The organism is Chryseobacterium sp. BLS98 (assembly GCF_001045445.1).
Classification (GTDB): domain Bacteria; phylum Bacteroidota; class Bacteroidia; order Flavobacteriales; family Weeksellaceae; genus Chryseobacterium.
Genome location: NZ_LFNF01000002.1, coordinates 227,085 through 241,142 on the forward strand (window position 1 = coordinate 227,085; position 14,058 = coordinate 241,142).

The following is a 14,058-nucleotide window of genomic DNA, read 5'->3' on the forward strand; positions in this document are numbered from 1 at the left end:
ACATTGAAGTGTATCATTCTCAATCTTTAAAATGAATATTCATCATATATGATATTGATCAGCTGATCAGAATGGATATTTCGTGAAAAAATAGGATAATGAAAACTATCCAGCTTATTTAAAATACGGATAAGCTCCATTTTCTCACGATAGTTAAGATTTCCGGCAACGATATTGGTCGCCTGACGGATCTTTTCCATTTGATTTTCCAGGATCATTAATCCTCTTTCGGTAATACGGATTAATTTACTTCGTTTATCCAGATCAGAGTCAGTCTGTTCAATAAGTCCCTGACCTAACAATCTGGCAATAATCAGCATACCCACGGGTTTATCATGGATATTTTTCTTAATCAGAGCCATTTTGGTCATTTCACCAAAAGCCTTCAGATTGATCAGATAAATAAAGTCTTCCTGAGTAGAGAATTCAGAATTTGAGATTGCAGACTTGGAGTAAGTTTTGGCATATCGGTTAAGATGAACAAGCAGTGTACTTATAGCACTTTCCGGGGTTCTTCCATTCTCCTTCCCTTCCCAATAAGGTTCTTCGGGACGTTCTTTCTGATCAGCATTTTCCTTATCGGCAATCCATGCTTTAAAGCCCTGAATATTTCCCGGATACAAATCAGGACGAGCCTGGATTTCGGTTTCAAACTCCTGCATTAGGTCTATAAAATCTTTAATAAGTGTATAGTTCATATCCGTTAAATAGATTACAAAAATACCTAATTCCTGAAAGAATTAAGCAAAATATATTGTCTCTTATTCTGCCAGCGCTTCCTTATAAGCCTTTAATGCTCTCTCTCTGGCTTTTGCATGCTCTACAATGGGCTCAACATCATCTTCAGGAAGCCATTTTCTGATATACTGAGAATCTTTATCAAATTTTCTCGCCTGTTCGTAAGGATTGAAGATCCTGAAATACGGTGCAGCATCACACCCACAGCCTGCAGCCCACTGCCAGTTTCCGTTATTGGCTGACAGGTCATAGTCCAGCAATTTTTCAGCAAAATAGGCTTCTCCCCATCGCCAGTCAATAAGCAGGTGTTTCGTCAGGAAGCTTGCTGTAATCATTCTTACCCTGTTGTGCATGAATCCGGTTTCGTTGAGCTGCCTCATTCCTGCATCTACAATAGGATATCCCGTTCTTCCATCGCACCAGGCCTTAAACTCTTTTTCGTTATTTCTCCAGGCAATATTCTCATATTTCTTTTTAAAACACTGATGAACAACATCTGGAAAATGATACAGAATCTGCATAAAAAACTCCCGCCATATAAGTTCATTAAGCCAGACTTCATTATGTTTAATAGCATATTGTACACATTTCCGGATCGAAATGGTTCCGAAACGAAGTGCAGTCCCAAGATGGGTGGTATGATCCATCGCAGGGAAATCCCGGTACTTTCCGTAAGAATCTATTATATCTCTGCTTAGTTCGGGTTTTGTAAACTCAAAATCCGTTTTCTCGAATCCGATTTCTTTCAGCGAAATGATCTCTGAAGGCCCGTTATAATTTGCAAAATGGGTCCGCTCTATAGTAAACGTTTCTATATTTTTCAGATTTTCCTTCCATTTTTTTGAGTATGGGGTAAAAACAGTATATGGGGAAAGGTCGCTTTTCAGAATATCATTTTTTTCAAATATGGCCTGGTCTTTAAAATCTTTCAGCTGAATATGATGTTTAAGCAGGAAATCAGCTGTCTGACGGTCCCGCTTTATGGCTTGCGGCTCATAATCCCTGTTGCAAAAAACGCTATCTACCTTAAAATCCTGAATTATTTTTTTAAAAGCTTCCATTGGAGAACCATCATAAATATAAAGTCCGCTGTTATGCTTTTTCAGCTCTTTATGGATATGTTGTAAAGCCTGGTGAATATAGTCTACCCTTTTGTCCTTTTTATTCTGAAGCCTGGTAAGTATGTCGGTATCAAAAATAAAAACCGGAATAACCTTTAATCCTGACTGAAGCGCATGATAAAGACCGGCGTTATCTTCCAGCCTGAGATCTCTTCTGAACCAAAAAATATTCACTTTATCCATCGTTCATCCTTTTAAAAAGTTTATTGGCAAAGTAAAAATTGCTCTATTTTTCATTCTTAGTTATTTTTTTAAAGAAATAAATATTGAGTAAAAACTGGCTGTAACCGTAAACGACATCTTCAACAGGAATGGTGCCCATTCTGACGCCTAAAAAATCATCAGGATTATAGTTAACAACAGGCGAAGGAATTAAAGATCCCGTCAGGATTCCGTTCACTGCGAAAAAACCGGGCATCAAAATAAGATATACAAAGCTGGCCTTTCCTATCCATTCTTTTTTAGCCATAAAATGCAGGTAGCCAAGCGTGAGTATGGTTATGATCACAGTAAGCAAAGTATATATTCTGTCATAATTAAGAAGTCCTACAACACTGAGAACAATAACAGCCGTAAATACAATAATATTATTAAAGGCATTGGCCAATCCTAAATCAAAAAATTTCTCTATGCAATAGTAAGTAAAAACACATGCAAAAGGAATACAGTAAAAAAACAGCCATTCTTCAATGGGAAGTCCAGCTATTTTGAATCCTAACGTATAACTAAGATCAAACCACCACACCCCTTTTGCAGTGAACCATACGTCCCAGATAATAAAAGGAATTGCCACAATGGTAGACGACAGCAGAAACTTTCCGAAAAGCCTGTTAAACTGTATTCTCTTGTCAAAAGAAGCTAAAAAGCAGATAATGACTGTAAAAAAGTTGATCAGTATGTAAGTATAAGGCATCATTTTTTATTAAAATACATTTTAAAATATTTAACAGGAACCCACAGAAAACCGAAACATTCTCCCTCTTCTTTCCCGAGATGTTTATGATGCTGTTTATGGGCACGTCTGATGGCAAGGAAATAAGGATTGTTTGTTTTGCTAAAAACCTTTACCCGCTGATGAATAAAAATATCATGTACAAAGAAATAAGCCATTCCGTAAAGACTTATTCCGAGACCGATAAAAAACCAATAGCTGAATTCCTGCTTTACACCAAGGTACAATAAGGCAATAGCCGGACTTGCAAAAATGAAAAAGAACATATCATTTCTTTCAAGCTTCCCGTCATGGCTATGATCATGGTGATCCCGGTGCAAATTCCACAAAAAGCCATGCATAATATACCGGTGGATCAACCATGTAGCTCCTTCCATGGAAATAAATACCCCTAAAACAATCAGAAAATTCATTTTAATTATGCTTTTGGTTAAAAAGATCATTCAAAACCCTGTATCTGAAATCGAAAATACTTTTAAGCTTTTCTTTTACGAATAGCTGATGGGCAATTTTACCTAAAATCCCCATTGGAAGTTCATAATCTACCGTATCTTTCATCAATACTCCATTCTCATTCGGAATAAATTCATGAAAATGGTTCCAGTGCTTATACGGGCCTTTTTTCTGAAAGTCTGTAAAACTTTTATAATCCTCAACCTGGCTGATAACGGTTTTCCATTTCATCGGAATTCCCAGTAAAGGAGAAACTTTGTAGTCTATTTCCATTCCTTTAAAAACAGGCTTGTCCTGAACATCTGAAAGAACTATGAATTTCATACTCTCAGGAGTTATTTCCGATAAATTATGTGGGGATGAAAAAAACTTCCATGCCGTTTCTATAGTACAATTCAGCTGCTGTTCTCTGTGTAATCTGTACATCATTTATTTTTTTATTGATTCATAAACCTTCGAAAGACCGGAATTCAGCTGTTAGAAATAAGCCGATTTGTACCGTATATAGCTTTTGAATGCAACCATAAGCTTCTGCGAATTGGCGATCCTTATCCTCTGCTGTAAAATATGCTGAGAACTTGTTTTCTTTATTTTTTCAAAAAGAGAAAGGTAATATCTGTAGGCCAGGTATACTCCAAAAATGGCGGATCCGGGCAGTTTTTTAATTCCCTGCAATGCTTCGTTAAATTCTTCTTCAATTTCTTTTTCAATCTGGGCCTTTACTTTATTATCAAAGATGGACATATTCAGGGACGGAAAATAGGTCCTGCCCAAAATCTGATAATCATCTTTCAGGTCCCGCAAAAAATTAACTTTCTGAAAAGCAGACCCAAGCTTCATAGCAAATGGTTTAAGCTTTTCGTACTGCTCTTTATTACCTTCTGTAAAGATCTGCAGGCACATCAGGCCTACTACTTCCGCAGATCCGTAGATATACTCATGATACAATTCTGAGTTATAGTCAATTTTATGAAGATCCATTTCCATGCTGTGCAAAAACTGATCGATCAACCTGATATCAATATCGTACTGGCGAACGGTTTCCTGAAATGAATGCAAAATGGGATTGAGTGATATGCCGTCTTCCAGCGCATCATAGGTTTCAGCCTTCAACCTCTTTAAAAGTTTCTCTTTATCGTAACCATGAAAACTATCTACAATTTCATCTGCAAGGCGCACATAACCATAAACAGCATACACAGCAGGTCTGATGGAAGGCTTCAATGCCAGTATTCCCAATGAAAAACTGGTGCTGTATTTTTGCGTAGCGGACTTACTGACTTCGTAAGACAATTCATCAAACAATTTTTTCATATTATTTTATTTTTAGTTTACTCACTTCAATCCCTACAATTTTCCCAGAAATTACGGATGGAGGAACTCCTGGGCCCGGAACAGTCAATTGTCCCGTATAAAAAAGATTCCTGATCTTTCTGTTTTTTATTTTAGGTTTTAAAACTGCTGTTTGTGACAGTGTATTCGATAATCCGTAAGCATTACCCTGGTAAGCATTATAATCTGAAATAAAATCACTTACACAATAGCTCCTTTTATATTCAATTCTGGAAATAAGATCGGTTTCACCGGTATGTTTTTCAATTCTTTCAAGCATCTCCACCAGATATTTTTCTCTTACAGACTCTTCATCGTGTATTCCCGGAGCCAGGGGCAGCAGCAAAAAAAGATTCTCACAATCCGCAGGAGCTACATGGGGATCTGTTTTCGAAGGGCAACATGCATAAAAAAGAGGCTTGGAAGGCCATTTCTTATTCAAATAAATACAGTCTATATGATTGTCCAAATCATTTTCAAAAAAAAGGCTATGATGTTTCAGACGAGGAATTTTTCCTTTGATCCCCAGGTAATAAATAAGACACGAAGGAGCGAAAGTTCTTGTTTTCCAATAAGCATCATTGTAGTTTCTGAGCGACTTGGGAATTAAGGTTTCCGTATGATGATAATCTGATGAGGCAATGACTGCATCAAATTCATAATCTTGACCATCTACGGTTATTGAAGTAACCTTTCCGTTTTCCGTATTGATTTTCTGCACATCATGGTTAAAGTGAAAAGTCACGCCTTGTTTTTCAGCCACTTCTTTCATAGCCAGAACAAGCTGATAGAAACCTCCCATCGGGTATTTTGTTCCCAAAACATACCCTCCATAATTCATAAGGCTGTAAAGGGCGGGGATATGCTGTGGAGATGCGCCAAGAAATATAACCGGAAATTCCATCAGCGATCTGAGTTTCGGGTCAGTAAAATAACCTGAAACATATTTCCTGAAATCACTTAAAAGATTAAGCTTCAAAGCACTGCCTGCTATTTTTAACGAAGCAAATTCAAGCCAGCTATAACAAGGCTTGGTTACAAAATCTTTCATTCCCACTTCATACTTGAATCGGGCAGATTTCATAAATTGATCGTATTTCTTCCCCGCTCCCTTTTCTATTTTTTCAAAGAGCTCGCGGATATCTTCATTTTTCTCAGGCACTGAAACTTTTTCTTTAGAAAAGATCATCTCAAACTGAGGATTTAAAGAAACCAGCGTAAAGAAATCAGATGCTTTAAAACCAAAATCTGCGAAAAAGCTTTCAATAATATCAGGCATCCAGTACCAGCTGGGCCCCATATCGAAAACATAGCCTTCCTCTGTTTTAAATTGTCTTGCGCGTCCGCCCGGCTGGTGATGTTTTTCAAATACATGTACTTCATTCCCGGATTTCGCGGCATAGGCAGCAGCGGAGAGTCCGGAAAACCCAGAACCTATCACCGCAATCCTCTTTCTTAAGCTTCCACTATTCATTCTTATTTATTTAATAGTTCCAGCAGGTACTTTTAGTACTGCATTAATTCAATCTTTTGTACACATTATCCAGCAAATCCCCGGTTTCAAGATTCATACGATAATAATAATCATGAAATTCATCCAGTTTAGACAGTATGGTTATAAGCAGCATTTGTTCAGAATGAGTAAGATTTCCTACTACCACCTTTGAAGCTTTGCGGATTTCATCCATTTGTTCTTCCAATAGGGCAAGCCCTTTCTCTGTTATCTGAATATGCTTTGTTCTTTTGTCTTTTTCATTGATGGTCTGCACCGCCCAGCCATTAAGGATTAAGCGGTTAATAATAAGGATGCCTGCAGACTTCTCGTGTACATTATGTCTTATCAATTCCATTTTTGTCATCGCACCCATCGTTTTCAGACTTATCAGGTAAATGAAATCATCCTGACTTGAAAATCCCGAATTGCTGATGGCCGACCGTGAATAGGATTTTGCATACCTACTAATTCTTATCAGTAAAGTATTGATGATACTTTCGGAACTTCTTCCCGATTCCTTTCCTTCCCAATCCGGATCTTCAGGTTTAGAACCATTCCTACAGGAAGCGTTGAGCCATTCTGTAAAGCCCTGAAGATTATTGCTGTATATCGCTTTCCCTTCATTTTGCTCCATGAATTGCTGAACAAGTTCCACAACTGCTTTTATAAGATCAAAATTCATTTGAATCAAATTAGTATACAAATATACCAATAAAAGAATATAAATATACTTTTAATTTTAATTTTCCGATTTAAAATGGAAGGTGATAAACAACATTTCAAAGAGACATTGACCAGACATAGACATAAAACCCTGACAAACAATAATTTAATTAATTAAAAGTTAATGTAAAAAAAAGAATATAATTTATGCTAATCAATACAAAATTGTTCATTAATAAACTAAATGTATTTTTTTATAAATCAGAGATTAAGGTTTTAAGACAAAGACCTAGATACAATGGAAAAGTAATTAGCACATGTGGAATGTCACATTTAAATTGTGAATTTTATAAAAAAAAGCTAACGCATACCACAAAATAAAATTCGTGGGCATATTTATTGTTTAATTTTTTTAAAATAATTAATATGGAAAATACTAAAACAATTTCAACACTCAATGATTTGCTTCATATAACCAATGACAGAATTAAAGGTTTTGAAAGCGTAGAAGGAAAAGTTTGGGAAAGCTATTCTGATCTGAAAGGAGAATATGATAAAATGATCTCCCAGTCGAAAATAATGAAGAATGAAATTATTAATCTCATTACCGAAAGAGGTGGAAATCCCGATGAAGAAACCTCATCATTGGCAGGCAGCCTGCACCGGACGTGGATCGACATTAAAAATTCTTTACCGGCAAGCAATAATGATAAAGAAACTTTGGGAAATGTAGTTTTTGGTGAAAAGCATGCTATTGAGGCTTATGAAAGCGCTTTAAAAAGTGGTAACCTCTGTTCGGAAAGTTCAAAAGTAATTGCCGAACAGCTGAAACAGCTGCGTACTTCTTATCATCAATTCAACAATATCGAGCACTATAAGAAAAAAGATGAATAATTTATTCATAGCGGGGATATCTATTTCACCAACCAGCTGAACCAGAAGTGTTTGCATTAATGACATCCCAAACCTTAAAAACTTTTAAACAAAACTATGAATAACCTTTATTTTTTCTCAAAATTAGCTTTTGCCATCTTATTTCTGCTTTCAGTTTGCTTTGCACAACAGGAATCCCATAAGAATTACTCACTTTTTAATCCTGTAGCACAGGAGCATATGAGAGAAATGGAAACTGACCGTCCCGATGTTACCGAATCCTCTTACACGGTAGATGCAGGCCATATTCAATTTGAAACGGACTTGGTAAGGCTCATCAATGTGTAGGTGGAAATGGATAAGCTCAAGGAAACAGATCAATCTTCAATGCATATTTAATTCCTGTAAACTTAGAATCAGTTCATCGTCTTCGGCGATCAGAATCAACATAATTTTTGTTTTTTATTTTATTATACCTTTTATTAAATTTAATCCGATTGTTATTTCATCAGTTATTTCCTGCTTTAAGGATGAGAAATCTTTAGTTTCTTCTCCTTTCTTTTCCCAGTATAAAGCGGTTTCTGCCAGCTTTATCAATCCTGCGGTTCCGGCGGTCCCTTTCAGCTTATGAAGGATTTTTTTCAATTCGTCTGTATTTTCTTCGGCAGCGGCATTTTTTATATTGTTTTCGGCCTCAGAAAGCTGTTGGATGACCAGGTTCAGGAACATTTTCCTAAAATCTTCATCATCTTCTCCCATTTGATCATTGAGAAGATTCAGGTCAAGATATTTTTCCGTTTTTATAGCATTTTTGTTTTCCGCTTTATTGCCGGAAATATATTTTGTAAGCATTTCCAGAAGATCTGCCTGCCTTAAGGGTTTCGGAAGAAAATCATTCATTCCGGACATGATACATTTTTCCTTTTCACCTATTATGGTTCCTGCTGTGACTCCAATAATTGGGGTATCCTGATATCCGGGAAGAAGACGGATCTGTTTTGTAGCTTCAATACCATCCATTACAGGCATCTGAACATCCATCAGTATCAACGAAAAATGTTTGCTTTTACATTGTTCCAGAGCTTCCAGTCCATTGCCCGCTTCGGTAAGCTGTGCGTCCGGAATCAGGGATTTGATCATTTTGTTGTTAAGTACCATATTCACAGGGTTATCATCAACAAGCAAAACATGAAGATCAGGTGGAAATAAAGAAACTTCCATTTCCGATTCTGCAGCTACAGATATTTCTTTAACATTATGCTGTACCGCACGTTTCAAAGTTTGATAGAGCTCCTCTGATTTTATAGGCTTTAAAAGGAAATACGAGTTTTCGTCCTGCCGGAAAGAATTGATCACATCATGCTCTTCTGAGGAAGTATGCAGGATAACAAGTGGGGAAGTTTCATTTTTCTGAATGAATAATTGCTTAATTTTTTCAATGGTCTCCAGTCCGGAAATAACCGGCATATGGTAATCCATTAAAATAACATCAAACCGTTCTCCTGACAATAAAATCTGTAAGGCTTCCATTCCGTTGGCTGCCAATTTTGATTCAATTTTTTTATACGCCAGCATGTGCTGAAGAATCACCCTATTCGCCTCATTATCGTCTACAATGAGGACTTTTTCTATTTTCAGTTCTTCATCTTCACCGGTTTCGGAAATTTCATAAGGCACTTCAATATCAAAGAAAAATACAGACCCTTTTCCCAGTGTGCTATTCAGGGAAAGGTGGCTTCCCATATAGCCCAAAATATTATTTGATATCGTAAGTCCCAGCCCGGTTCCGCCGTAGCGTTTGCTGATGGAACTGTTTTCCTGTGTAAAAGCATCAAAAATATGCTGCTGCTTTTCAAGCGGAATGCCTATCCCGGTATCTCTTACTGAAAATCTTAATGTTATATTTTTATCGCTGATATTCAGTTTTTCTACTTTAAGCTCAATTTCACCCTGCTGTGTGAATTTCACTGCATTCCCTAAAAGATTGATCAGAATCTGCTTCAGCCGGGTTTCATCCAGCCAAAGGATTTTCGGCAGTCCCTGCTCGATATTAAGCAGCAGCTCAATATTCTTTTTCTGCGACTGATAAAGAATTACATTGACTACCTGGCTGACCAGGTCATAAACATTGGATTTTTCAATGAGGAGCTCCATTTTACCGGACTCTATCTTGGAAAAGTCCAGAATGTCATTAATGATGGCAAGCAGGTTTTCCCCGGATTCATTAATATAATTCAGATATTGGGTTTGTATTTCATTGAGTGGAGTTTTTAAAAGCAGATCTGAAAATCCTATCACGCCATTCAGAGGGGTACGGATTTCGTGACTCATATTGGCCAGAAATTCTGATTTGGCCTTGCTCGCAATATCTGCCATTTTTTTTGCATTTTTCAGCTCTTCATTGATTTTAACAGCATTGGTGATATTCTGCACAGAGACTATTACGCCTCCTACCACACCATCAGAAAGATACCATGGGCCCACTTCCACATTGTAATGCTGGATTCCTTCTTTATGTAAAACTTCAATGGCAAAATCTTCATTTTTATATACCGTACCCTTTAAAGCGTTCTTGTAAATGGTTTTTCTCTCTTCGGGAACATCCGGAGAAATGGTAAAGATATTCTCACCCACCAACTTCATATTATGCATATTGAATTCTTCTTGCCAGCTGGCACTTACTGAAATATAATTAAGCTCTTTATCAAACATCGCTACAGCAACAGGAACATAGGTGGCGAAAGATTGCATCATTCCTTCTTTCTTTTCAAGCTCCAGATAAATATTTTTAAAGGCATCAATGTCCTGAATAATCCCGAAAACCCTATTGCATACTCCGTTTTCAAACTCCGGAATTCCTTTCACTCTCACCCAGATCGTAACTCCATCATTGCGGACCAGCTGAACCTCTTCATCATAAGGAATACCTTCCGAAACAGCCCTATTGAAAAGGAAATTAATTTTTTGTCCGTCTTCATCTTTGTAAAAACCAATTGCATTTTCAAAATCCGGCTGAAACTCAGGATCTATTTTATGAATTTCTTTTGTTGTCTTTGACCAGAATACAGTATTATTCTTCAGATTGACTTCCCAACCGCCCACCTGGGCAACCGAGCTTGTCTGCTCAAGCATTTTCTTGGCATATACAAGATCTCTTTCAAGGGTTATTCTTTCAGTGACATTCAGGGCTGTACTTACTACATAGGGATTCCCGTCTTTATCAGTTTCTACAAGATTATGGTACATCCAGACCAGTTCTTCGCCTTTTTTTGATTTGAGGATCATCGTCCCGAAGTCTTCTTTATTTTGATTGATCCGCTGAAGATATTGCTCCAGCAAAGGCCAGTTTTGCTCAGGAACCAGGTCTTTCAGATTCAATCCCCCTACTTCTTCTGCAGAATATTGCAGGTTTTCTCTTCCTTTTTCATTCACTTCAAGAATATTCCCTTCCATATCGTGCATGCTCATCAGGCCGATAGCGTTTTCAAAAAAGCTTCTGAAACGGCGTTCTGAACTTTCAAGCTGAAGTCTTTCCTCGATATGCTGGGTAATATTAATCCCGAAACAAAAAATTCCGGAATGATTTTGATTTTGTTTCAGATACCATTCTATAATGATGGGAGCCGCTTCACCAATTTTTGTAGAGGCTGTAAATATCAGTTCTTCATCAGTCTGTAGAAAGTTTTTTAATTTGAGCTGCAAGTCTGCATCCTGCTCTCCCAAAAGCGTCAGGAAATTCTGATGAACAGCCTGATTCTTGGGTAATCCGAAAACTTTTTCAAAGGTTGGGTTTACTTCTTTAAGAATAAATTCATTATCCAGAACACAAATCAGGTTATTGGAAACATCAAAGGTCTGTTGAAAATATTCGGCCTGAATGTTCTTCCTTTTGTTCAGGAAAAACTTTGTCACTGCCTCACCTACTTTTTTAAGGGTGGCAATCTGGTCTTCCGAAATAGTTTTAGGCATATAATCTATTACACAAAGGGTCCCCAATACAAAGCCTTCATCATCGATCAGCGGCACACCTGCGTAGAAGCGAATTCCGCTTTCCAAAATTATTGAATTGCCTGATGACCTGCTGTCCGTCAAAGTATCATTGATTACCACAACATCTCCGCTTGCAATGGAATACTGGCATAGTGTGTTTTCCCGATCTACGGTATCTAAAGAAATTCCAATACAGCTCTGTATCGTCTGAATCTGGCTTTCCATAATCGCAATAAGCGAGCTGGGACAATCTGCAACCAGACACGCAGTTTCTGCAAAAACATCTAATTGAGGATCCTTTGGAAGATTCAGAAGATCAAATAGTTCCAGTTTTTTAACTCTTTCTTTTTCATTATCAGGTACTGGATAATTGTCCATAATATTAATTTACTATTTGTTTTATGTTAAATATAGTCAGAAAATTATTATAAAAATTATTTTTATAAACTTAATTATTTCATAATTAATAGATACAATAATCAATTATGAGTACCAATATTACGATAAATAAGAAAATTATTCGGAATATATATAATAGGCAAATATGAATCATACTAACTTTTAAGTCTAAATATCAGGCATGAGAAAAGACCTAGTTATCCACTTTTAACAAATCAAATAAAAATTGTATTAAAATGGTATCTTATTTATCAAAAACAAAAATGGCGTCGCTTGTTTAAAAGCAACGCCGTATTAAAGATATAAGTATATGGTTCTGATAATGAATTTACACTCAACCAGAAACTTTGTTTAGGATCTCAATAAAAATTCAATTCCATATTTTATCAAAAATAAGTTCTCATACTTTATTAATTAATATCTTCAACTCATCTAATTTTTTAATCAAAATATTAATTGATTCTTCTGGATAAAATAAACTTTGATAGTTTTTTGGAGTAAAATTGTATTCTAATAAGTCCTTAGTATCATTAATATCTATTAAAGAATTCATTTCTTTATATTCATTTTCAAAATAAAATGACCATATCTCTATTATCCCATGTTCCCAAAAAAAATATTTCTATACAAATTTTTGATTCAAAATTGAAATGGAATCTCGTATTACCTAAGATTGAAGGTTTAATCAATTTAATTTCTGATTTAATTTTAGAAGGAAACTTTCTTTCTAACTTAAGCTTAAATTCTAATAATATCTGCTCAACTTTTTCTTTCATTACGCTTTTCTTTGGAATAGAAACTATTCTCTTTTATCATTCTTTATAATCCCTTTCTTTTTTTATTCTGTTGGAGGCTCACTCTATAGGGTATACTTTCTGTATTCTTTTTTTAATTCTTCTATTTTCTCCAAAAGAATATCAAATGACTCTTGTGGATAAATTTTATTTTGATAATCTTTGGGTGTGTAGACGTAAACCATAATCTCTTTTATTTCTTCAATCAGACCCCAATACTTTCTTTTTGAATATAGACAAGTAATATCTATTATTCCATGTTCCCAAAAATATATGATTAAACTAAATTGTGATTCAAAATGCATACGTATTCCTGTTGCTCCCAATATAGAAGGTCCAACTTTAGACAGTTTTGATTCTTCAAATTTATATTTAACTTCCAATTCCATTTTGAGTTGTGATAAAATATTTTTTATTTCTTCTCTCATAATTATTTGGCTTTTAGAATAGGTGAAATGTTTCTAATCATGGGAGCTAATGACCCTCCTTTTTTATCAACAATATATTGTTTTAGGCGCATACTAGGCTCTGTTTTAAATAGACCTTGTCTCCACTCCGGCCTACCACCTTGCATGATATCTTGTGTTCGTACTTCAAATTCTGAATATACCCAGTTTTTAGGTGCTGCTTCCCAATTTTCCGCACCAGCTGCAGCTTCTGAAAGAAAAGTGCGCCCTTCCGCACCAGGTTCCTCTACTAAACGTCCTGTCCTTACCATCTGTTCATAATTTGATCTTGGAGACCAATGCCCAACTCTTTCCCATTGCCATGCTCTATCATAAAACAATATTCCTTTAAATCCTCTAAAAAGGTAAACTCCGCCTTCTGCTTCTATGTACGCCTTCATCATTGAAGCACTAGGATCTACCAGTGCCGGACTTTGAAGCTTTTGAGTAGTAAGAGGATAATACTTGGTCGTATCAAAAGAACTGAGATAAGCAGTGACCTTTCCAGGAGAGGATATTTGAGGGGAATCAGTCCCGTACATCGCACTTGCGGCCATAGGAGTAGGCTTCACAACAAGAGATATTTTCCCACTTTCGGTAACTGTACGATCCTTATTCAGTTCAGTAACTGTTCCTCTATTGTTAATATATGAACCCGATTTCCCTAAACGTGTAAGTGTCTCACCATTTTCTCCCTTAATCTGATCTTCCTGACTGTCATGCCAATAAACATTTCCAAATCTATCTCTGTACCAATCTTTTGGATTTTTCCCTCCAACTCTTTCCCCCATCAATCCCGTTG

The 14,058-nt window shown here is 36.3% G+C and carries 13 protein-coding genes; 2 read left to right on the forward strand and 11 right to left on the reverse strand.

Translation table 11 applies throughout. The features are described 5' to 3' along the window. Positions 1 to 26: 26 nt before the first annotated feature. From ACM40_RS05980 to ACM40_RS06015, 8 genes are all read right to left on the reverse strand, one after another. Entirely contained in the window at positions 27 to 698 is a 672-nt protein-coding gene (locus ACM40_RS05980; RefSeq protein WP_048501926.1) for a MarR family winged helix-turn-helix transcriptional regulator, read from the reverse strand. Positions 699 to 761: 63 nt separating this feature from the next. Continuing rightward, entirely contained in the window at positions 762 to 2,042 is a 1,281-nt protein-coding gene (locus tag ACM40_RS05985) for a cryptochrome/photolyase family protein (protein WP_048501927.1), read from the reverse strand. Positions 2,043 to 2,085: 43 nt separating this feature from the next. Next, the gene (locus tag ACM40_RS05990) at positions 2,086 to 2,775 is read right to left on the reverse strand and encodes a lycopene cyclase domain-containing protein (protein WP_048501928.1); all 690 of its coding nucleotides are present in this window, start codon (positions 2,773 to 2,775) and stop codon (positions 2,086 to 2,088) included. After that, complete coding sequence (locus ACM40_RS05995) at positions 2,772 to 3,224, reverse strand: sterol desaturase family protein (protein ID WP_048502845.1); 453 nt, start codon at positions 3,222 to 3,224, stop codon at positions 2,772 to 2,774. Before ACM40_RS05995 ends, ACM40_RS05990 begins: the two co-directional genes overlap by 4 nt. A 1-nt stretch (position 3,225) precedes the next feature. Continuing rightward, positions 3,226 to 3,588 carry an SRPBCC family protein gene (locus ACM40_RS06000; RefSeq protein ID WP_316932868.1) on the reverse strand — a complete coding sequence of 121 codons (363 nt, stop codon included), beginning with the start codon at positions 3,586 to 3,588 and terminating at the stop codon, positions 3,226 to 3,228. Positions 3,589 to 3,741: 153 nt separating this feature from the next. Next, entirely contained in the window at positions 3,742 to 4,578 is an 837-nt protein-coding gene (locus tag ACM40_RS06005; protein WP_048501930.1) for a phytoene/squalene synthase family protein, read from the reverse strand. Between the two features lies 1 nt (position 4,579). Then, entirely contained in the window at positions 4,580 to 6,070 is a 1,491-nt protein-coding gene (locus ACM40_RS06010) for a phytoene desaturase family protein (RefSeq protein WP_048501931.1), read from the reverse strand. 43 nt (positions 6,071 to 6,113) lie between these two features. Continuing rightward, positions 6,114 to 6,773 carry a MarR family winged helix-turn-helix transcriptional regulator gene (locus tag ACM40_RS06015; protein WP_048501932.1) on the reverse strand — a complete coding sequence of 220 codons (660 nt, stop codon included), beginning with the start codon at positions 6,771 to 6,773 and terminating at the stop codon, positions 6,114 to 6,116. A gap of 407 nt (positions 6,774 to 7,180) precedes the next feature. Here ACM40_RS06015 and ACM40_RS06020 point away from each other — a divergent pair, with 407 nt between their 5' ends. Beyond that, a complete protein-coding gene (locus ACM40_RS06020) occupies positions 7,181 to 7,648 on the forward strand; it encodes a PA2169 family four-helix-bundle protein (RefSeq protein ID WP_048501933.1) in 468 nt (155 codons plus the stop codon). A gap of 96 nt (positions 7,649 to 7,744) precedes the next feature. Then, the gene (locus tag ACM40_RS06025; RefSeq protein ID WP_048501934.1) at positions 7,745 to 7,975 is read left to right on the forward strand and encodes a hypothetical protein; all 231 of its coding nucleotides are present in this window, start codon (positions 7,745 to 7,747) and stop codon (positions 7,973 to 7,975) included. Between the two features lie 114 nt (positions 7,976 to 8,089). Here the strand turns inward: ACM40_RS06025 and ACM40_RS06030 are convergent, their stop codons facing one another. From ACM40_RS06030 to ACM40_RS06045, 3 genes are all read right to left on the reverse strand, one after another. Continuing rightward, on the reverse strand, positions 8,090 to 11,995 hold the full coding sequence (locus ACM40_RS06030) for a response regulator (RefSeq protein ID WP_048501935.1): 3,906 nt from the start codon (positions 11,993 to 11,995) through the stop codon (positions 8,090 to 8,092). A gap of 880 nt (positions 11,996 to 12,875) precedes the next feature. Then, positions 12,876 to 13,238, reverse strand: coding sequence for a hypothetical protein (locus tag ACM40_RS06040; protein ID WP_048501937.1), 363 nt, complete (start codon positions 13,236 to 13,238; stop codon positions 12,876 to 12,878). A 2-nt stretch (positions 13,239 to 13,240) separates the two neighbouring features. Further along, positions 13,241 to 14,047 carry a hypothetical protein gene (locus tag ACM40_RS06045; protein ID WP_048501938.1) on the reverse strand — a complete coding sequence of 269 codons (807 nt, stop codon included), beginning with the start codon at positions 14,045 to 14,047 and terminating at the stop codon, positions 13,241 to 13,243. Between the last annotated feature and the right edge of the window lie 11 nt (positions 14,048 to 14,058).

Bases quoted from the DNA above. Each gene is read 5' to 3' on its own strand.
- ACM40_RS06045 (WP_048501938.1), bottom strand. From the start codon at position 14,047: ATGGGGGAAAGAGTTGGAGGGAAAAATCCAAAAGATTGGTACAGAGAT.
- ACM40_RS05995 (WP_048502845.1), bottom strand. From the start codon at position 3,224: ATGAATTTTCTGATTGTTTTAGGGGTATTTATTTCCATGGAAGGAGCT.
- ACM40_RS05990 (WP_048501928.1), bottom strand. From the start codon at position 2,775: ATGATGCCTTATACTTACATACTGATCAACTTTTTTACAGTCATTATC.
- ACM40_RS06000 (WP_316932868.1), bottom strand. From the start codon at position 3,588: ATGAAATTCATAGTTCTTTCAGATGTTCAGGACAAGCCTGTTTTTAAA.
- ACM40_RS06020 (WP_048501933.1), top strand. From the start codon at position 7,181: ATGGAAAATACTAAAACAATTTCAACACTCAATGATTTGCTTCATATA.
- ACM40_RS05980 (WP_048501926.1), bottom strand. From the start codon at position 698: ATGAACTATACACTTATTAAAGATTTTATAGACCTAATGCAGGAGTTT.
- ACM40_RS06040 (WP_048501937.1), bottom strand. From the start codon at position 13,238: ATGAGAGAAGAAATAAAAAATATTTTATCACAACTCAAAATGGAATTG.
- ACM40_RS06015 (WP_048501932.1), bottom strand. From the start codon at position 6,773: ATGAATTTTGATCTTATAAAAGCAGTTGTGGAACTTGTTCAGCAATTC.
- ACM40_RS06005 (WP_048501930.1), bottom strand. From the start codon at position 4,578: ATGAAAAAATTGTTTGATGAATTGTCTTACGAAGTCAGTAAGTCCGCT.
- ACM40_RS06030 (WP_048501935.1), bottom strand. From the start codon at position 11,995: ATGGACAATTATCCAGTACCTGATAATGAAAAAGAAAGAGTTAAAAAA.
- ACM40_RS06010 (WP_048501931.1), bottom strand. From the start codon at position 6,070: ATGAATAGTGGAAGCTTAAGAAAGAGGATTGCGGTGATAGGTTCTGGG.
- ACM40_RS06025 (WP_048501934.1), top strand. From the start codon at position 7,745: ATGAATAACCTTTATTTTTTCTCAAAATTAGCTTTTGCCATCTTATTT.
- ACM40_RS05985 (WP_048501927.1), bottom strand. From the start codon at position 2,042: ATGGATAAAGTGAATATTTTTTGGTTCAGAAGAGATCTCAGGCTGGAA.